This window comes from Edaphovirga cremea, assembly GCF_003332275.1.
In the GTDB taxonomy this organism is placed as follows: Bacteria; Pseudomonadota; Gammaproteobacteria; order Enterobacterales; family Enterobacteriaceae; genus Edaphovirga; species Edaphovirga cremea.
Map to the genome: position 1 here is coordinate 20792 of NZ_QOVA01000020.1, position 18757 is coordinate 39548.

Here is an 18757-nt window from a genome sequence, read left to right on the forward strand (position 1 = left end):
TGCGTACTCCTTTGCTCGCTCAGCGAACGCCGGGCGTTGATTGTAAAAAAGATAAAGGGTTAGCGCTCAGCCACTGAGAAATAAGGGTTGAGTTTCAGATGATTGGCTGGCGCTAAAAACGGAAAAGGCCGCCCGAAGGCAGCCTTTTATAAAGATGCGAAAAATGAGTTAAGTCGATGTGATATTACCCGGCAGTCGTAAGGAACCGCCCGGTTATATGTCGAAATGCCGTCAAGCCGCTGGGCTAATAGAAGCCAGGAGGAATACTCGAGGCAATAAAAAACCCGCTCATGTTGGCGGGTTTTTTGAATTTAGTTGTTTCGCAGATAACTGGATGACTGCTTTCGAATACAGAAAAGCTATCTTATACGCTCATCTTATATTTTTCGGTCAAATTGTCAAAGTTTTTTTCTCTGTTTTCGAAATATTTTTTTTACAGGCATCATTGAGTGCCGGATAAAGCATTAATTCAGCGGTTGTCAGCCAGGTATCTATCCGCCGCTGGCACGTACTGAGTGACAGTTCTGGATGAGCGAATTGCATATCCACAGCCATTGGAGTTTTCTTTTTCCCGGTGATATACCGCACCTTAATGATGTCGATCAGACCCGGCGTATCAGCGAACACCTTACCAATCACCGAATCGATCAGTAGAGCTTCCGCATCGGTACAGTAGAACAGGCTACTGTGGGTTTTTTGGTTATTGAGATCGCCGAAATAGCTGAATAGCTCTTCACGCGAGATGCCCGCTTTCTCCAAATCCCTTATCGCCGCATTCAGTGCGGTTTTACTGAGCGTTTCTTGCGCGAGTAACCGCGCGAATACGCCGCGAACGGTGCCGGACTTGCTGATGCGCGACCAGCGCCCCCACATTTTTAATTTGCCCTGAAGCCAGATGGATTCCAGAGTTTTAAGCCGAAGCTCACCAGGTTTGCTGCAGGTGGTTGGATAAATCATAGTGCCCCCTCTGATTTCACTCTTTCTGCTATGCAAAGCACACTCCCGGCGTGGTAAAGCCCGGCAGTATCCGAATCTGGGTTGTGGATTTGGCGATCGCGCTCGTTGTCCGGCTGCGAAGCGCGAAAACCAAGAGTAGGAGGGGAAAAATGATGACGGTGACATGCCGGAATGCGCGCCAACGTGAAGTCGGGGCATAACGCGCTGACAGGCGGCAATGTCGTCGATAAATTTTCGCTGGCAACTGAAGTTGCCAGTACCCGTATTTCAGTGGGTTTACGTACAAATAAATACTGCGCCATGGGGATTTTTCCTGTTAGCGCAGCAGTTGTTCAGGTATTGGCTGTTCAGACCAATGCGGGGATTATATCCTGCTTTCCTGTGGGGCGACAACTGTATAACCCGCTGATTTTGCTAATTCTATAAACCCTTTCAGTGTTGCGATATGGTCTTCCGGCTTCAGCATTTGCATACTAATCACCTGCCCCTCTTCATACCGAATGACTACACTTCCGGTTACTGGGAGATGGCTTTTTAAATCATCGGGTTCCATTGCGTCAGCACTCCTAAATCAAGTCTTACAACTTCAAGGTGACGAGCACGAAGCTGTAGATGGAAGCCTTAAATTTTCAGTAAAAACTCTTCATGACTGCTATCCGTGCCATAAAAAGCCCCAAAAATACTGTATGTATAAACAGTAATTCAATGAGACATAATTTGCAATAATACTTATCAAGGCTACCGATGAAGATTCAGTAAGTAACCTTAAGGTTACCGTGGTATGACCGTACACATTAATAGGGATTTGCTAGAAATAGCTCTGAATACCTTCTGGTTTTCTTCTCTTTTACAGGTTCGGTTTTGCTCAGTCGTTCCGCGTGCGCCTGATCGACAGGCATGAAGTGCCCCTCCTGGAAACTGCGGTAAACCGTGCCAAGTGGGCCATTCCTGTTTTTGGTGATGATGATTTCCGTGATGCCTTTCGCCGGGGTGTCAGGGTTATAAACCTCATCGCGGTAAAGCATGGCGATAATGTCGGCGTCAGCTTCGATCTCGCCGGAGTTTTTCAGATCGGCATTCATCGGCCTTTTATTCATTCGCGTTTCTACTGTACGTGACAGTTGGCTGAGTACGATTGAGGGAACGCGGATTCGTTTTGAAAGCGATTTCAATTTTTTCGTTACGCTACCGACTTTCAAGTCATAACGTTCGTCACCCGGCAAGTTCACCAGTCCCAGATAATCCACGAACACCGCAGCCAGCTCTGGATGCTCGCGCTTATGGTTTTCAGTGGTCATACATATTTGATCGGCGGTCAAGTTACTGGCATCCACGATCCAGATGGGGCGCCCGGCGATTTCCCTAATCCCCGAGTCAAACCGCCCCCAGTCTTCATCAGTGAATTCCTGCGGGTATTTCAATTTGCTGACGGAGATTGATCCGGCGTTGGCCACCTGGCGCTCAGCAATCTGGATGGCAGCCATTTCCATGCTGAACAGCAAAACGCCACCGTTGCGGTCGGTGATTTTCTCCATCAGATGCAGTGCCAACGCGGTTTTGCCCATGGACGGACGCGCGCCAATGAACATCAAATCCGTGTGATCAATACCGCCTGTTATGCTATCCAGTTCCGCAATGCCGGTTTGCAACGTGCGATATGATCCATCACCGTTCAGGCGCTGTTGCAGGCGATCCACGATGTCCGGCAGCAATGCATCAATATGGACAGGACTGAGCGCCGACGCTGATGTCTCAAGGGATTGCAACCCATCACGCAGCGTGGCGATGGACTTGAGGGCGTCGTCCTGATTACGCGAGGAAACAACGCACTTCAGCGCGTCAGCGGCCATCTGCTGGAAATTGCGGATAACCTGTGCACGTTTCACCATTTGCACATAGCTAACCAGCCCTGCTTTCGCCCAAACGTAACGAGGCGCGCTCAAGATCACCGCTTCGTAGTCGTTGCCAAGGCGTTCAATCAGCACCAGGCCATCCAGATTTCCAGCACCATGCGCGAGCTGTTTCATTTCACGCCAGATATTGCGGTAGACCCCAATCGAAAAGGCATTCTCTGGCAGATCAATCAGCGCCTCAAAAGTGTCGGCATCCAGACCGCGAAGCAGGACCGCACCAATTACCGCGCCCTCCAGTTCTTCAGTCGTCATTGCGCCACCCGCTGACTTTCCCAATCGAACGCCAGCACCACCGCGCTTTCCATCACACGATCCATCGCCCGGTAGCCGATAAATCCTTCAATTTCCTGCACCGTGAAGTTACTTATCAGGATAATCGGCTTCATCTGTTCGTACCGTATATTTATGATTTCAGAGACAATCAGTCGCTCTGAGTCGGTGCCGGACTGCATGCCAACTTCATCGATCACCAGCAAATCCACATCACTGTAAAAACCCAGTACGTCGTATTCTGTTCGTGCCGCATTGGGCCGCCAGGTATCCCGCACAGCCCGGATGATCCGCTGGGCGGTGGTCAGGTAGACATCAGCGTCGTAACGTTCAAAAAGCGCCCGCATAATGCCGACTGACAAGTGTGTTTTCCCGGTTCCGACCTGCCCACAAAACAACAGATTTGACCCCGTAGCCTGGAGTGCGGGCCATTCATCCACAAAACGCTGGCAGATGGCCAGATTGTCTTTCGCGTGCTGATTAACCGTTTTGAAATTTACCAATGACGATTCACTGAACCGTTTGGCGACACCGCTGTAGGTGGTAAGGATCTCGGTTACGGTTTTGGGATCATCCATCGGCAGATTCTCCCTTGGGGGTTTTCCAGCCAATCAGCGTTTCGAAATTCCGTCCGCGCAGGTCATCGACAGTATCTTTCGGTCTCCCAGGGGATTGAGAAACTGCAATCGCCCAGCTATTTTCGTACTCCCTGCGCGTGCCAAAAAAACGGCTCCCCTGCATGACATACACCGTTCCACCCAGTCCCTTGGCCTGGCAATAATCCGCGTAACGAATCATTCCAGACAACAGGTGATCGGCAGGTACGCCTTCTTTGCGCCGGGCATTCCAGCTGTTGAAGGCGGCTTGCTTGGAGTTGTTGCCCTCCCGTTGCGGATAGATTGCCCACAGGGTTTCAAATGCATCGGGGTAACTTTTTTTCTTTCCCTCGCTTTCTTCCGCTGTATCACCATCAGTTCCAGTGACTGGATCAATGACTGGATCTAAAGAGTGATTGGTTCTGGGTGCAGCATTTGCACCCATCGTGGGTGCAGGAGTTACACCAATGGGTGCAGGAGCTACACCAGAGGGTGCAGGAGTTACACCAGCGGATGCAGGAGTTACACCAGGAAATGCAGGGACGACGCCAGAGGGTGCAGGATTTTCACCCCTCTTTTTTAACATAAGATAGTAGATATTTGAGCGATTAAGGCCATTTGCCGCTTTGCGCTCTTCCACGCGCAGCAAGCCATCTTTTACCAATTGTTTAATGTGGTTTTGTACCGATCTTTCGGAGATCTCACACTGTTGCGCGACATAGCGTATTGCTGGCCAGCACTCGCCCTGATCGCTGGCGTTATCAGCCAGTTTGACCAGTACCAATTTGCGCAGCGGGTTTCCGACTTTGAGTTTCATGGCTTGTACCATCAGATCCATACTCATATTCAGACCCCCAGCAGTTCAGCGAGGGCCGTAATGGCGCGCTGGTATTCTTCGGCTGACATTTCAACGTCATGCAACTGAGCTTTATGCTGTTCGTACAACTCCCAGATACTGAGTGACGCTGAGCGCCGCTCTTCGTAAATGGACACAATATTTTCGATAGTTACAGGCTGTGCATTAAGGTAGAACCCATTCCTGTAAGTAATTCGATCGGGAGAATTAAGCATGATCTTGCCTCTTTCTTGCTATGCGGTGGTCACCCGCAAATATGATGCTTGTACCATAGCCGCCGTTTATGAGTCTTTTTTGGACAACCATAGTGACATGTCGGGGTCATCGGGAAGAATTGCGTTAATTGCTCCGGCAAACTCCCGAATAGCACTGGAAACCCTTTTCATTTGCGTCTCCTATCGCAAGAAGTTGTTTTTTTCATCAGCTTTTGTTCTGACCAGATGTTACGCTGCACCTGATGGATACAGCTCTGTCTTGTCATGTGTTGGCTCGTACCCGAGCATGTTTTTACGCTCCAATCTCTAACATTTGTAGAAAATTATAACTTAACAAAAGCTAAGTCAAATTAATTTATATTAACCGGATGGACATGACATCACTTAGTGACCGCATTAAGTTGCGTAGAACCGAACTGAAGATCTCCCAGCAGAAGCTTGCCGACTCTGTGAAGGTTTCCCACGTCACCGTATACAAGTGGGAGAATGGTGATACCGAGCCAAAAGGTAAAAATCTTTTTCTTTTGAGCAAAGTGCTCAGATGTAGCCCGACGTGGCTGCTGTACGGCGACGAAGATCAAACCCCTCTTCCTGCTGATGAATTGTCAATAGACCTGGATGAAAGGCAAAGAAAATTGTTAGAACTCTTTGATTCCCTTCCAGAATCTGAGAAAGACCGTCATTTGTCAGAACTTGAGGAAAAGGTAAATGGCTTCAACGCTTTGTTCGAAGAGTTACTTTTTGCACGAAAAAACTCAAAGAAAAAACAATAACTTTATCAAACGGTTAAAGTCGCACCTATAGTTAACTTAACTTTTTGGTGCTTTTTTTATTGACCACAAACTTATCTTTAGTTAAGTTTATCTGTGACAACTACTCACTTACACTGCAGCGGTTGTTCAGGTTAAACGTTCTGACAGTTCGGAAAGACGAACAAAAAACAGCATTATGAGACAATCAAACGGCCATTTTGCCAACGCGGTAAATGGCTTAAAGAAAGATTGAGAGGCAGCCCTATGACTATATTTGCATTTGTAGCTGGGATGGTAATCGGAAGTTGCGCTGGCGTTCTCGCCGCATCTTTGAGCTGCACGGCATCGGGTGATGATTAAGGCGGTTGTGGGGCTGAACAAGTACCCAGAATGGAACTTAACCCCATGCAGCTATCAAATTCCAGGCATAAAAAAACCGCCTCTCGGCGGTCACGACATTACTGCTATTGCTTTGATTATTCTTGGTTCTTTTCCGTGGTACCCGGGACGGGACTTGAACCCGTACAGCCATAAGCCGAGGGATTTTAAATCCCTTGTGTCTACCGATTCCACCACCCGGGCTTCGGAAAATTGGAGGCGCGTTCCGGAGTCGAACCGGACTAGGCGGATTTGCAATCCGCTACATAACCGCTTTGTTAACGCGCCTTGAATTCTGTGCCCTTTCAGGCTTAAGCTCGTAAAAATTTACCAACTTACTAATTTGGAGCGGGAAACGAGACTCGAACTCGCGACCCCGACCTTGGCAAGGTCGTGCTCTACCAACTGAGCTATTCCCGCTTTAATCAGAACTGACTGATTCTTTTGCACTCTTTCGGCGATTCATTGCTGCCGTCCGATGCGGTGCATTCTACTTACCTCTGCCACTGAGTCAATAAAATTATCAATGAAAAGGAATCGTTTGACGCTTTTTACGGCACTTTGATCAAGGTTCCAGCAAATCTTTGCGCGCTGCATTCAGATACTGGAACATCGACCAGAATGTCAGCACCGCGGCGATATATAATGCAACCACGCCCGCCCACACCACCATGCTCTCAGGACGCCACAATAATGCTACCAATGACATCATCTGTGCCGTGGTTTTCACCTTGCCAATCCACGATACCGCAACGCTGCTGCGCTTGCCGACTTCCGCCATCCATTCGCGTAATGCGGAAATAATGATCTCGCGGGCGATCATCGTGGCTGCCGGTAAGGTAATCCACCAGGAGTGAAAATGCTCAGACACCAGCACCAGGGCGATCGCAACCAGCACTTTATCCGCCACCGGGTCAAGGAATGCCCCGAAACGCGTTGTTTGTTTCCAACGGCGTGCAAGAAAGCCATCAAACCAGTCAGTTACGGCCGCGACGACAAAAATTAACGCGCACACCATCGGGGCCCAAACGAACGGCAGATAGAACGCCAGAACGAAGAAAGGGATCAGCACTATACGAAACAGGGTGAGGCAAGTCGGTATATTAAATTGCATGGCGCTCGGCTAACTATCTGGCTAGTGTGGTTATTATGAGTATGTTGCTACATTGCCCCTAGTGTTTCAATGCATTGTAGATCTTTTCTGCCAATGCTTGTGAAATACCCGGCACTTTTGCAATTTCCTCGATGCTGGCATTAAGTAAAGGTTGCAGCCCACCCATATATTTCAGCAATACCTGACGCCGCTTAGGCCCAACACCTTCAATAAGTTCAAGCGCACTGGTGTTACGTACTTTTGCCCGTTTCTGACGATGCCCGGTAATTGCATGGTTGTGGGAATCATCGCGGATATGCTGAATCAGATGCAGTGCCGGTGAGTCGGGAGGAAGTGAAATCCCCTCACCTTCCGGCACAAAGAACAACGTCTCCAGTCCGGCTTTACGATCGGCTCCCTTCGCAATGCCGATCAACAGCGGTTTGGTTTTATCCCAACTGACATCAAGCGATTTGAAGACATCGATCGCCATCCCAAGTTGGCCTTTACCGCCATCGATGAAAATAACGTCCGGGATCTTTTTGTCTTCTAAAGCCTTGCCGTAACGGCGTTTCAGCACCTGCGTCATTGCTGCATAATCATCACCTGGAGTGATGCCGGTAATATTATAGCGGCGGTATTCGGATCTCACCGGACCGTTCGCATCAAATACCACGCAAGACGCGACCGTCTGTTCGCCCATGGTGTGGCTGATGTCGAAACACTCCATGCGATTTATTTCTGTCAGATTGAGTGTTTTGGTCAACTCGGCCAAACGCTGATGAATCGTGGACTGCTGAGACAACCTGGTGGCCAGCGCCGTGGTGGCATTGGTTCTTGCGAGCTTGAGGTAGCGGGCACGATCGCCACGCGGTTTGGTCTGGATGGCAATCTTGCGCCCGGCCAACTCGCTCAATGACTCAGCCAACAGATCTTTTTCCTGCAAGGCAAAATCAAGCAGGATTTCACCAGGCAACGTGCGCGCCTGACTGCCTTGCAGATAAAATTGCCCAACAAACGTTTGCACCACTTCGCCTAAATCGGTACCGCCTGGAATTTTTGGGAAATAACTCCGGCTGCCCAATACTTTGCCCTGGCGGATAAACAGAACATGCAGACAGGCCATTCCGGCATCAAACGCAACGCCGATGACGTCCAGATCGTCACTGTCGCCGGTGACGAACTGCCGCTCAGTGACCCGCCTTACGGCCTGGATTTGATCGCGAATCCGCGCAGCCTCTTCAAAATGCAGATTTTTACTGGCTTGTTCCATTCTCTCAATAAGTTGATTGAGCACCTGCTGATCTTTACCAGCAAGAAACAGGCGAACATAGTCGACCTGCTGTTTGTACTCTTCTTCGCTGACCAATCCAGAGACACAAGGTCCCAGACAGCGGCCAATCTGATATTGCAGGCATGGGCGAGAGCGGTTTCTGTAGACACTGTTTTCGCATTGGCGAACAGGAAACAGCTTTTGCAGCAACGCCAGGGTTTCCCGCACGGCATATGAGTTCGGGAAAGGACCGAAATATTCGCCCTTGGCGTGTTTGGCACCGCGATGAATGGCAATGCGCGGATGATTGTCAGCGCTGAGAAAAATCAGCGGGTACGATTTATCATCACGCAACAATACGTTATAGCGCGGCTGATAAAGCTTGATGTAGTTGTGCTCAAGCAGCAACGCCTCTGTCTCGGTATGGGTTACCGTGACATCTATCTGCTCAATATTTTTAACCAGATTTTCAGTCTTGCGACTGCTGACCTGCGTGCGGAAATAGCTCGCCAGCCGCTTCTTGAGATCTTTCGCCTTACCGACGTAAATCACTGTACCGGTGGTATCATACATCCTATACACACCGGGCTGACTGGTAACGGTATTGAGGAATGCTTTTGAATCGAAACGATCAGTCACTGCTAGGTAAATTCTCCGTATTGAACAACCCGTGGCGAATAGCCAGATGGGTCAATTCAACATCACCGCTAATATTTAATTTACTAAACATGCGATAACGATAACTGTTGACGGTCTTGGGGCTGAGATTGAGTTGTTCAGAAATCTCGTTGACTTTCTGCCCCTTCGTAATCATCAACATGATCTGCAGCTCACGTTCCGAAAGGCAACCGAACGGAGTTTCTGCCTGGGGTTCCAACTGACTCAACGCCATCTGCTGGGCGATATCCGAAGCAATATAACGCTGACCCGTGTTAACAACACGGATTGCGTTGATGACTTCCTGGGGCGCAGCACCTTTACTGAGATAGCCAGACGCACCTGCCTGCATGACTTTAGCCGGAAGTGGGTTTTCAGTATAGATCGTCAGCATGATAACTTTGATGTCGGGCGAGTAGCGCACAATTTTGCGCGTGGCTTCCAAACCGCCGATACCCGGCATATTCATGTCCATCAAGACAACATCAACGTCATGGCTTCGGCACCACTTAACGGCATCTTCACCGCATTGCGCCTCGCCTACGACCTTAATACTTCTTGTATCTTCAAGAATGCGTCGTATCCCTGCGCGCACCAGTTCGTGGTCATCAACAAGAAGAACGCTAATCAAAGAGAATTCTCCAAAAAAAGGGAGTAACACAGTCAGCAATTGTTCACTGAGTGAGATCTTACTTGGTTTTAACCAAATAATGAACACAGGTTAGCGTACAAATTACAAAGCTTCTGAGGCAGAGCACGAGAAATTAGCATCTGCTAGCAGCGACAGCATTAAACGTAATAAAGAGGATTGACTGAAGGAATATCTTACCCACAGCACGTATGAATCATATTACTGCAACTCGGAGGGCTTGACCAATAAACCCTGTAAAAAAACTTACTGATTTTTAAAGACGTAATGATACTCATCACACTGTTACTTATAACGTTAACCTATCACGGCACGTTAGTATCTCCGTTACAGGCATGGGAATTTTCGTTGCCCATGGCAAATGCACTTTTTTAAACACGCATATCTCCTCCAAAAATAGATGGGAATTCGGTTATTCCTGCTAATTACTCTCGTTCACGCAAAATCTTTTAGGTAAAAAAACACTTTATTGGCGCAAACATGCCAAATATATACTCTAAATAATTCGAGTTACGAAAAAGTGACAAGACGACGACTCCTCTGACGCAGTGGAAATGGCAGCAACCCGTACCTGGAATGTGAAGTAGAACGCTGATTGATGAAATACAAGACTTTATATTTTTGGCGACGAATATGTTTAGTATGCTTTACAAAGAGCCCATATTGATGAGTTCATTAGCGTGCAGACTAGATCGACAGGCGTCGCAATTACTGTGATATAATCCTTTAACTATCTGATAATGCACCAAAGTGATTGTCTGCTTTATGCACAAATTCGGAAGTTGCGCGCAATGACGACTTCCCTGGGAGAAAAAATGAGCAATATCGATTTTACAACTGCAGCCAACCCTGAAACCCTGGCTACCGAAGTGGCCTGCCTGAAAGCCACAGTTACATTGATGCTAAAGGCGATGGGTCAGGCCGATGCGGGTAAGATCGTCATGAATCTGGAAAAGTTTACTGCCCAGATCGAAGACGAAAAACAGGCTGAAATATTCAAAAACACGCTTCAACAAATCAAGTTCGCTTACCGCCAGTAAGTTGTGCGCGCAGAGATAATCCCAACGGGGTTATCTCTTCCAACCATCATCAACGTTTTCCACAAGCCTTTTCATTTTCCTTCGTCACATCACATTCACTCCAGAACCTCCCCCACACATCCGCTCAAGAAAGAATGCGGGCAAAAATGGGTCTGGCGGATTTATTCTGCTAAGGTCTATTCACACACTTTTCAACCAGAGGTGCGATCATGAGTAATGAAGAAAACCAAGAAGTCAGGGTCAGCGACGGGTTGGCTAAAATGCATGAAGCCGCGAATTTGCTTACCGAAGAAGAGATTAAGCAAAAAGCCGAAGAAGCCAAACAGGCGGTGGAAGACGCCAAACGAGCGCGGAATCACCAATAGCGGCAGGATAGGACAACATTAAGGATGCCGATGCAAGTGAACCTGCTGGTATGGCGTCTATCATGTTACACGTTGACTGTAGAGACTGCGCGCAGCCTCTGCAGAAAGGAGGCGCTACTGCGGTTTATAGATGCTGCGGTAATGCGCTAATCTTCTTTTGAAGAATGCTTTGTGGTCTTCCGGCACTTTGGTTTCAACAGCATCACAATCAATTTTTTTCTTCTGACTTTCCATAAAGGCAACTGTTGAGGCAGCGAAATCGACGCTGGTATGACAATACGCTGAGACAAGTTTTTCTAGGTTTGACATTTCTCCTCTCCTTTTTGCTGGTTGTCCTTCGAGTAAACCTACACGCACAATTCGTATTGATCTGAGGTATGCGTGCTTATTTTTTGTTCTACTGTAAAAATGTACTCACTTTGTGATCAAATACGCATTTCTATGTAATCAACTATGCTAGCTCCGCAGACTTAGGTGATATCTTTTGATCAACACAAATAGGATAGGTAATCCCCGGTCAAAATGCCAAGGAGAGTCCAATTTTTTACTAACAAAATCATTAACCTAATCAATATAATTTCTTTAAGCGCATGTTTATCACGCAGAAATAGGTCCAATCGAATTTTTTAGTAGGTCATTTCCCTTACAGTTTCGTCATAGATATAGGGAAAATAGCGCATAGAGAAGGCAACTGAAAATCATATTCATTACGTTCCTTTCACAATTTAACCACTGAATTTGCGCATAAAATTCTTATATGACCCAAAATGTGACAACGCATGGATGTTGATAAAAACAGTATTGACATACAAATTGAAAGGGGTAAGTTAGATATCAGCACAGACGGCAACGGTAATAACTTTTGATAAGTCTGTGTTGTACCAAGAAATGCGATGAAGGCCACGTAGTTGTTACCAGTAAATTCGCGATTGGGGTTTTGAGAAATTATTGAGTTACAGGTATCGCGACAGTAGTCAGGCCATGAAATAGTCAGTGCAATCGCATAACGGGTGTAATTGAAAATACGCGATGATGTAATGCCTTGTTATTAAAGTGAATATTCGCGATGTGGGTAATCTTGCATTGAATGAGTATATCGCGAAGAAAGTAAGGCCACGTTACAAAAGTATATATCGCGATGGGTGATGTACACGTTAGTTGGTTTCTTAAAACTAACTAATTCAAAAATGTGTTGGGATGTTTCTTAGTTCAGTAAATATATCGGAGGAAATTGTTCGCTATAAATACTTAATGTTTCCCTTTATCAACATGTACATCTTTTGGAGCCAGTAGTAAAAAAGTAAGTTATTAATGTTAAACACGAAAAATGTAAGTCCCTAAAAGCCCTGGCTTAAAACGTCAGGGCTTTTTCATTATGGTACCCATACCTCGCAATACCCACCTTTGAATATTCTATCCTGGAAAATCACCTTATATGGCGCAATAGAAAATACAGAAAGGAGTTATCACTTTGTTGAAATTGACGTTTTCTTGATTTTTTATCGGAAGTTGGAAGAATGGGAACGTAACTTATTGCTTTTGCAGATTTTGTTGGTGGGTCGTGCAGGGTTCGAACCTGCGACCAATTGATTAAGAGTCAACTGCTCTACCAACTGAGCTAACGACCCAACGGCGTGGATTATTCTCCTCTAAGGTCATCATGTCAAACTGTTAGTGTCACTTTTTTTATCACCCCACTCATTTTGAGCTGTGACGTAAATCACATTGTCGCCTTTATCTATTTTTGTTAGCCTTCCCCACTCGCGAAATAATTATCCCGCCGCATGAATGCCATGTAAAAATAAGTATACAAAGCGTCCAGATAAAAAATCGATAATGTTATAAAAACATTACCAATTAACATTAATATTACACTATCTTACTGTAACCCCCACGTTCCGGGGCGGTAAGCAAAAAAGAGCCATATAGAGCTCAACATCACACACCTTAAAAACAGGATGAATGATCACATGGTTGACCAATCAAGAGACGTTACCGGCGTCGAAGATAAAAGTGACGAGAATCTTCGGCGCAATCTGAATAATCGCCATATCCAGCTAATCGCTATCGGTGGTGCCATCGGTACCGGTCTGTTTATGGGGTCGGGAAAAACCATTAGTCTCGCAGGACCCTCAATCATTTTCGTATACATGATCATCGGCTTTATGCTGTTTTTTGTGATGCGCGCAATGGGTGAACTGCTGCTGTCTAATCTTGAATACAAATCTTTCAGCGACTTTGCGGCTGACCTCCTCGGGCCCTGGGCGGGATATTTCACCGGTTGGACGTATTGGTTCTGCTGGGTGGTAACCGGAATTGCCGATGTCGTGGCGATAACCGCTTATGCCCAGTTCTGGTTTCCCGGGCTGTCGCAATGGATCGCCTCCCTGCTCTGCGTTTTAGTGTTGCTAAGCCTGAATCTTGCCACGGTAAAAATGTTTGGTGAGATGGAGTTCTGGTTTGCCATGATCAAAATTGTCGCCATCGTCGCGTTGATTGCGGCAGGCATGGTGCTGGTGATGATCAGTTTTGAGTCACCGTCTGGCAGCGTCGCGTCATTCAGCAATTTGTGGAATAACGGCGGAATGTTCCCCAAAGGGATCGGCGGATTCTTTGCGGGCTTCCAGATAGCGGTGTTCGCCTTTGTCGGCATCGAACTGGTAGGCACCACCGCCGCAGAAACCAAAGACCCGGAGAAAGTGCTGCCACGCGCAATTAACTCCATCCCGATTCGCATCATCATGTTCTACGTTTTCTCGCTGATCATGATCATGTCAGTCACCCCGTGGAGTTCGGTAGTAGCCGACAAGAGCCCGTTCGTTGAGCTGTTTGTTCTGGTTGGCTTACCAGCTGCCGCGAGCGTGATCAACTTTGTGGTGCTGACCTCCGCCGCCTCCTCCGCCAATAGCGGCGTATTTTCTACCAGCCGCATGCTGTTTGGTTTGGCTCAGGAAGGCAATGCCCCGAAAAGTTTTGGCCGCTTGTCGCGTTACGCAGTGCCCTCGACCGGTTTGACCTTCTCGTGTATCTGCCTGCTTGGTGGTGTGGTGCTTATCTACCTGATCCCCAACGTAATGACGGTATTTACGCTGGTGACCACGGTATCGGCCATTCTGTTTATGTTCGTCTGGACCATTATTCTCTGCTCTTATCTGGTCTACCGTAAACAACGCCCACATCTGCACGCAAAATCGATCTACAAAATGCCGTTGGGGATTTTCATGTGCTGGGTATGTATGGCGTTCTTTGTATTTGTATTGGTACTGCTGACCTTGCAGGAAGATACCCGCCAGGCATTGATTGTCACGCCGCTGTGGTTTGTGGTGCTTGGCATCTGCTATATCTTCGTGCGTAGAAACAGAGCCACCGCCTAATGATCTGCGCCGCCGGGTTATCTGCCCGGCGGCTCACTGTTGTTAGCAATACCTGTTTAGCAATATCTGTTAGCAATACCTGTTAGCAATACCTGTTAGCAATACCTTGCCGGATTACCCGGTATACCCGTCCGAGGAAGCCGCCGGTTTTTTTCTTTTCAGTCGCAGTTCACTGACAATGACGCCCATCACAATAAGCGCACCGCCGAACAGCCCGATCGCGGGCAGGATTTCCCCGGCAATACGCCCAACAATCCCCGCCCACACCGGCTCTCCGGCGTAAATCAGCGTCGCCCGGGTCGGCGATATACTTTTCTGAGCCCAGTTCATGGTGACCTGAATCAGGGCGGTGGCGATCCCCAGCCCCAATACAATAATGAGCAGCGTGCCTGAGAACGCAGGCACTGATTCGCCGGTCGGAATCATCATGAAAAATGCCAGAATCGACGCGGATGCCAACTGAATAATGGTCACTCTCCTGACGTTCACTTTTCCGGCATAAGCACTGATAAGAATAATTTCTGCCGCAATCGCCAACGCACTGAACAACGTGATGATTTCACCTGTACTGAATACCAACGAGCTGTCATCCGGCCCGGCCAGCAATACCAACCCAATGAAAGCCAACAGCACGCCAATCATCGACATTATGCCCGGTGGGCGGCGCAGGAAAATCCATTGCAGCAGTGGAACGATGGGGACATACATCGCCGTGATGAATGCCGACTTGCTGCTGCTGATGGTTTGTAATCCCACCGTCTGCAAACCGTAGCCAAGCATAATTGCAATACCGACAAAACACCCGGCTTTGACCTCATACCAGGTCAACCCGCGCAATACGGGCAGCGAAAAGAGCAGCAAAACCAGCGTCGCCATCCCAAAACGCACGCCGACAAAGAAGAAGGGTCCAGTAAATTGCAAAGCGTAATGAACCACCAGAAATGTGCAGCCCCAAACAACGGTAATAAACAGCAGCACGACTTCCTGGATTTTCATACGGAAAAACAGACGGGAGAATAAGGATGTTTTGATCGCAGACACAGGCTAACCTCAAGCAAAAAGTGCCATATGATGCACAGGTCATCCTGTCCGAGTCAAAGTCAGCGGAACAATCCGCAGTATTGCCGACTTTGCCCTTACTATAAATGAGGGAAATTGTGATGCCGGAAAATCGCTTTTCCCGCAAGAGTTTCATAGGGGCACAAGCCCCTCAGGATTTGGTCGTTTTAGGGATTCTTTGTCGTTAAAAATCAATCGTCCGTAGGCACTTCCAGCAGATCTTCAAGCGGCGGCTGTATTCCTTCCGAAATATAATCCTTCGCGTCCATGACTATCTCATTCCCCTGAGCGTCTAGCACCAAAACGTGTTTGATGGAGCCATCAAATAATATTTCACGATGTATTCCTTGCTGCTGACTCATATCGTTTCCTCCTGTTTTTTAAGTCTCTTCAATATAGATCAACATGTTAAGTTTAGTCCGGGCGTGGAAATTTGCATGGCTGGTTAATGACTCTTTTTGCCCGTTAGTATGGAGTGTCTGTTTTGTGGATCGAGACGATACAAATAATTGGCAGATAATCGATAAAAAACACCCCCTCCAATGGCATCCAAATCATGACCAAAAATGTTTCCGAAATGTTACAAAAACATCAATTTGGCTTAAGTGAAATTTCCCCGACGTCATTAGAGAGCGCAGTTTTTGCCCGCCACAAGATGGCTGCATTATGCACACCACGTACAACATCTAGGTGAACTCCCCCGCTCCTCGCTTTTAATCCGACACTTACCTCACTTCGTCGCCTTGCGCCTAAAAAAAGCAGAAACATTTACCTCTAATCAGCGTTTATTTTTTACCAAGTTGGCGTAATTTAATGGTTATTTTTATTTATCAAACCTTTCATTGCGCCTATTTGCATATCAATGGGATTAATCTTAAAAGATGATTTTTATTTTTTTTAATTGGTAATCCCGCTTAAGGCGAAATAATATTCCTCATAACAGATCCCAGTTACGTTCCAACAATGCGGGCTGCTGTTAATCACTGGAGTTAAATTCCATGAATATTGCTTACGTAGTCATCACATTCACCTTGATCGTCATTTCGGCGTTCGCGCTTTATAAACATTTTAAATCGTCAAGGAATCGGACTTTATTTCGCCATCGCAATCGTCGGCACTGATTTTTTATGTTTCCGAACGCTGAGCAATGCACATCATAGCGCGACTATTCTTGTACTTATCTCACTTCCCCCAGCAAAAACCTCTTAGTTTCTAATGGTTACCATTTTGCACCAGACGTGCCTTTTGCACCCTGCGGCTTATTATCTTAAGCCGCTCCTTGACTATTGTTAATTTCCTTTCTTTATCAATAACCTCTTTATCATTTCTCTCATTAATTTAAACTACGCTTTACTGGCAATATGTATTCCATCATTTCGCGCTATTGAAGGAGATCCCACATTGGACGCAAGCACAATCAACACCCTTTTTGTCATTGGTGCCGTGTTGGTCGGGGCTAGCATTCTGCTTAGTTCGCTCTCTTCAAAATTAGGCATACCTATTCTGGTCATATTTTTAGCCATCGGTATGTTGGCTGGCATCGATGGTATTGGTGGTATCGCATTTAATAATTATCCCCTCGCCTATTTGGTCAGCAACCTCGCGCTTGCGGTGATTCTGCTTGATGGCGGCATGCGCACACGGGCCGCCTCATTTCGTGTTGCCCTAGGCCCGGCGTTGTCGCTGGCGACGGTTGGCGTGGTGATTACGGCGGGTCTTACCGGATTGGCGGCGGCCTGGCTTTTCGACGTCAATATCATTGAGGGGTTGCTGATTGGGGCGATTATTGGTTCAACGGATGCCGCGGCGGTATTTTCACTGATTGGCGGCAAAGGTTTGAATGAGCGCGTCAGTGCCACGCTCGAAATCGAGTCCGGTAGCAACGATCCGATGGCGGTGTTTCTGATTGTTACTTTAATAGAGATGATCAGCCAGGGTCAGCACGGCCTGAGCTGGATGTTTATTGTTGATATCATCCGGCAATTTGGGCTCGGTGTTGCTTTTGGTTTATCAGGCGGTTGGCTTCTGCAACAATTGATCAACCGCATTCCGCTCGCCAATGGACTCTATCCCCTGTTGGCGGTCAGCGGTGGAATATTGATATTCGGCCTGACAACGTTGCTTGAGGGTAGCGGTATTCTGGCCGTGTTTCTGTGCGGGTTGATGCTCGGTAATCTGCCTATCCGCAACCGTCACGGCATACTGCAAACCTTTGACGGACTGGCATGGCTGAGTCAAATCGGCATGTTCCTGGTACTCGGTCTGTTGCTTACGCCGAGCGAATTACTGCCGATAGCCGTTGCTGCCTTGATCCTTTCCATGTGGATGATATTTTTTGCCCGCCCGCTGTCGGTTTTTGTTGGCTTGTTGCCTTTTCGCAACTTCACCTTGCGTGAGCGGTTTTTCATTTCCTGGGTTGGGCTTCGCGGGGCAGTTCCGGTGATCCTTGCCGTCTTCCCGATGATGGCGGGCATACCGCACGCCAATCTTTTTTTTAATGTGGCATTCTTTGTTGTGCTGGTCTCACTGCTCTTGCAAGGCACCTCGCTCACCTATGCGGCAAAAAAGGCTCGGGTGATTATCCCACCGCAACCAACTCCAATTTCACGGATTGGCCTGGATATTGATCCCGAGAATCAATGGGAGCAGTTCATCTATAAACTCGGATCGGAGAAGTGGTGCATCGGCGCAGCGGTGCGCGATCTTAAAATGCCGCCCAAAACCCGTATCGCGGCACTATTCCGTGGTAAAGAGATTCTGCACCCCAGTCGCAATACGCGGCTCAGAGAGGGGGATGTTCTGTGTGTCATTGGCCGTGAAGCTGATTTGCCGGAGCTGGGGAAATTGTTCAGCCACATGCCGACCGTTCCGACTGACGAACGTTTCTTTGGTGATTTCATCCTGCAAGCCGATGCAAAAATCGGCGCCATTGCGCAACAGTATGGCCTCAGTCTGGACGACAAGATTGATAGTGAACTGACGTTGGGACACTTTATGATTCAGTTGTTGGGAGGCGAACCGGTGATCGGCGATCATATTGAATGGGAAGGATTAACCTGGACCATCGCTGAAATGGACGGCAGCAAAGTCAATAAAGTGGGTGTACGTATCATGCGTTTTGACAACTGAGGAAATCACCGCGAAATTGCGGCTATCAATGGATCGCGGTCTGCGAATAATGAAAACAGACGGAATTTTACGTTAAATCGTTACCGTAGCGAACACAGACGCGCGAACTACGGTAACGGGGCTCTAGGCCATAATGCGGTTATTTTTCAATAGCCTGTTGCCAATCAAGAACCTATCGGCA

General features: G+C 47.6%; 18 protein-coding genes and 4 tRNA genes. 5 read left to right on the forward strand and 17 right to left on the reverse strand.

Annotated elements, in window-relative coordinates; all coding sequences use genetic code 11:
- Positions 1–390 precede the first annotated feature (390 nt).
- From DRI82_RS19035 to DRI82_RS19060, 7 genes are all read right to left on the reverse strand, one after another.
- On the reverse strand, positions 391–957 hold the full coding sequence (locus DRI82_RS19035; protein ID WP_114195493.1) for a DUF1133 family protein: 567 nt from the start codon (positions 955–957) through the stop codon (positions 391–393).
- Positions 954–1259 (reverse strand): hypothetical protein, encoded by a 306-nt coding sequence (locus tag DRI82_RS23905; RefSeq protein ID WP_157968101.1) that lies wholly within the window; start codon positions 1257–1259, stop codon positions 954–956. Before DRI82_RS23905 ends, DRI82_RS19035 begins: the two co-directional genes overlap by 4 nt.
- Positions 1260–1321: 62 nt before the next feature.
- Positions 1322–1510 (reverse strand): hypothetical protein, encoded by a 189-nt coding sequence (locus DRI82_RS19040; RefSeq protein WP_114195494.1) that lies wholly within the window; start codon positions 1508–1510, stop codon positions 1322–1324.
- Between the two features lie 241 nt (positions 1511–1751).
- Positions 1752–3122 carry a replicative DNA helicase gene (locus tag DRI82_RS19045; RefSeq protein ID WP_114195495.1) on the reverse strand — a complete coding sequence of 457 codons (1371 nt, stop codon included), beginning with the start codon at positions 3120–3122 and terminating at the stop codon, positions 1752–1754.
- Complete coding sequence (locus DRI82_RS19050; protein ID WP_114195496.1) at positions 3119–3718, reverse strand: ATP-binding protein; 600 nt, start codon at positions 3716–3718, stop codon at positions 3119–3121. Before DRI82_RS19050 ends, DRI82_RS19045 begins: the two co-directional genes overlap by 4 nt.
- Positions 3711–4580, reverse strand: a complete 870-nt coding sequence (locus tag DRI82_RS19055) for a helix-turn-helix domain-containing protein (protein WP_114195497.1) — start codon at positions 4578–4580, stop codon at positions 3711–3713. Before DRI82_RS19055 ends, DRI82_RS19050 begins: the two co-directional genes overlap by 8 nt.
- A gap of 2 nt (positions 4581–4582) precedes the next feature.
- Positions 4583–4807 (reverse strand): hypothetical protein, encoded by a 225-nt coding sequence (locus DRI82_RS19060; RefSeq protein ID WP_114195498.1) that lies wholly within the window; start codon positions 4805–4807, stop codon positions 4583–4585.
- Positions 4808–5175: 368 nt separating this feature from the next.
- Here DRI82_RS19060 and DRI82_RS19065 point away from each other — a divergent pair, with 368 nt between their 5' ends.
- A complete protein-coding gene (locus tag DRI82_RS19065; RefSeq protein ID WP_114195499.1) occupies positions 5176–5580 on the forward strand; it encodes a helix-turn-helix domain-containing protein in 405 nt (134 codons plus the stop codon).
- Between the two features lie 475 nt (positions 5581–6055).
- Here DRI82_RS19065 and DRI82_RS19070 read toward each other — a convergent pair.
- The 6 genes from DRI82_RS19070 to uvrY form a co-directional block, all read right to left on the reverse strand.
- Positions 6056–6141 (reverse strand) — tRNA-Leu (locus DRI82_RS19070).
- Positions 6142–6151: 10 nt separating this feature from the next.
- Positions 6152–6225: transfer RNA gene (locus DRI82_RS19075), tRNA-Cys, on the reverse strand.
- A gap of 56 nt (positions 6226–6281) precedes the next feature.
- Positions 6282–6357 (reverse strand) — tRNA-Gly (locus tag DRI82_RS19080).
- 145 nt (positions 6358–6502) lie between these two features.
- Positions 6503–7051, reverse strand: coding sequence for a CDP-diacylglycerol--glycerol-3-phosphate 3-phosphatidyltransferase (gene pgsA, locus DRI82_RS19085; RefSeq protein WP_114195500.1), 549 nt, complete (start codon positions 7049–7051; stop codon positions 6503–6505).
- 58 nt (positions 7052–7109) lie between these two features.
- Positions 7110–8942 carry an excinuclease ABC subunit UvrC gene (gene uvrC / locus DRI82_RS19090; protein ID WP_114195501.1) on the reverse strand — a complete coding sequence of 611 codons (1833 nt, stop codon included), beginning with the start codon at positions 8940–8942 and terminating at the stop codon, positions 7110–7112.
- Positions 8935–9591: a UvrY/SirA/GacA family response regulator transcription factor gene (gene uvrY, locus DRI82_RS19095; protein WP_114195502.1), complete on the reverse strand. Its 657-nt coding sequence runs from the start codon at positions 9589–9591 to the stop codon at positions 8935–8937. The genes uvrC and uvrY overlap by 8 nt, the downstream gene beginning before the upstream one ends.
- A gap of 833 nt (positions 9592–10424) precedes the next feature.
- Between uvrY and DRI82_RS19100 the strand changes: the two genes are divergently transcribed.
- The gene (locus DRI82_RS19100) at positions 10425–10649 is read left to right on the forward strand and encodes a DUF2594 family protein (protein ID WP_114195503.1); all 225 of its coding nucleotides are present in this window, start codon (positions 10425–10427) and stop codon (positions 10647–10649) included.
- A gap of 209 nt (positions 10650–10858) precedes the next feature.
- On the forward strand, positions 10859–11014 hold the full coding sequence (locus DRI82_RS24080; RefSeq protein ID WP_170138735.1) for a hypothetical protein: 156 nt from the start codon (positions 10859–10861) through the stop codon (positions 11012–11014).
- Positions 11015–11128: 114 nt separating this feature from the next.
- On the opposite strand, the gene DRI82_RS19105 is transcribed toward DRI82_RS24080, so the two are convergent.
- Complete coding sequence (locus DRI82_RS19105) at positions 11129–11323, reverse strand: DNA polymerase III subunit theta (protein ID WP_114195504.1); 195 nt, start codon at positions 11321–11323, stop codon at positions 11129–11131.
- A gap of 1243 nt (positions 11324–12566) precedes the next feature.
- Positions 12567–12642: transfer RNA gene (locus DRI82_RS19110), tRNA-Lys, on the reverse strand.
- A gap of 342 nt (positions 12643–12984) precedes the next feature.
- On the opposite strand from DRI82_RS19110, the gene cycA reads away from it, so the two are divergent.
- Positions 12985–14388, forward strand: coding sequence for a D-serine/D-alanine/glycine transporter (gene cycA, locus DRI82_RS19115; protein ID WP_114195505.1), 1404 nt, complete (start codon positions 12985–12987; stop codon positions 14386–14388).
- A 114-nt stretch (positions 14389–14502) separates the two neighbouring features.
- Here cycA and DRI82_RS19120 read toward each other — a convergent pair whose 3' ends face one another.
- Together DRI82_RS19120 and DRI82_RS24085 are read right to left on the reverse strand one after the other, a co-directional pair.
- Positions 14503–15429, reverse strand: coding sequence for a DMT family transporter (locus DRI82_RS19120; protein WP_114195506.1), 927 nt, complete (start codon positions 15427–15429; stop codon positions 14503–14505).
- A 209-nt stretch (positions 15430–15638) separates the two neighbouring features.
- On the reverse strand, positions 15639–15809 hold the full coding sequence (locus DRI82_RS24085; protein ID WP_170138736.1) for a hypothetical protein: 171 nt from the start codon (positions 15807–15809) through the stop codon (positions 15639–15641).
- A 1039-nt stretch (positions 15810–16848) separates the two neighbouring features.
- Between DRI82_RS24085 and DRI82_RS19125 the strand changes: the two genes are divergently transcribed.
- The gene (locus DRI82_RS19125; RefSeq protein ID WP_114195507.1) at positions 16849–18576 is read left to right on the forward strand and encodes a potassium/proton antiporter; all 1728 of its coding nucleotides are present in this window, start codon (positions 16849–16851) and stop codon (positions 18574–18576) included.
- Positions 18577–18757 lie beyond the last annotated feature (181 nt).

Coding starts and splice junctions, on each gene's coding strand:
- DRI82_RS19035 (WP_114195493.1), bottom strand. CDS start 957: ATGATTTATCCAACCACCTGCAGCAAACCTGGTGAGCTTCGGCTTAAA.
- DRI82_RS23905 (WP_157968101.1), bottom strand. CDS start 1,259: ATGGCGCAGTATTTATTTGTACGTAAACCCACTGAAATACGGGTACTG.
- DRI82_RS19040 (WP_114195494.1), bottom strand. CDS start 1,510: ATGGAACCCGATGATTTAAAAAGCCATCTCCCAGTAACCGGAAGTGTA.
- DRI82_RS19045 (WP_114195495.1), bottom strand. CDS start 3,122: ATGACGACTGAAGAACTGGAGGGCGCGGTAATTGGTGCGGTCCTGCTT.
- DRI82_RS19050 (WP_114195496.1), bottom strand. CDS start 3,718: ATGGATGATCCCAAAACCGTAACCGAGATCCTTACCACCTACAGCGGT.
- DRI82_RS19055 (WP_114195497.1), bottom strand. CDS start 4,580: ATGAGTATGGATCTGATGGTACAAGCCATGAAACTCAAAGTCGGAAAC.
- DRI82_RS19060 (WP_114195498.1), bottom strand. CDS start 4,807: ATGCTTAATTCTCCCGATCGAATTACTTACAGGAATGGGTTCTACCTT.
- DRI82_RS19065 (WP_114195499.1), top strand. CDS start 5,176: ATGGACATGACATCACTTAGTGACCGCATTAAGTTGCGTAGAACCGAA.
- pgsA (WP_114195500.1), bottom strand. CDS start 7,051: ATGCAATTTAATATACCGACTTGCCTCACCCTGTTTCGTATAGTGCTG.
- DRI82_RS19100 (WP_114195503.1), top strand. CDS start 10,425: ATGAGCAATATCGATTTTACAACTGCAGCCAACCCTGAAACCCTGGCT.
- DRI82_RS24080 (WP_170138735.1), top strand. CDS start 10,859: ATGAGTAATGAAGAAAACCAAGAAGTCAGGGTCAGCGACGGGTTGGCT.
- DRI82_RS19105 (WP_114195504.1), bottom strand. CDS start 11,323: ATGTCAAACCTAGAAAAACTTGTCTCAGCGTATTGTCATACCAGCGTC.
- cycA (WP_114195505.1), top strand. CDS start 12,985: ATGGTTGACCAATCAAGAGACGTTACCGGCGTCGAAGATAAAAGTGAC.
- DRI82_RS24085 (WP_170138736.1), bottom strand. CDS start 15,809: ATGAGTCAGCAGCAAGGAATACATCGTGAAATATTATTTGATGGCTCC.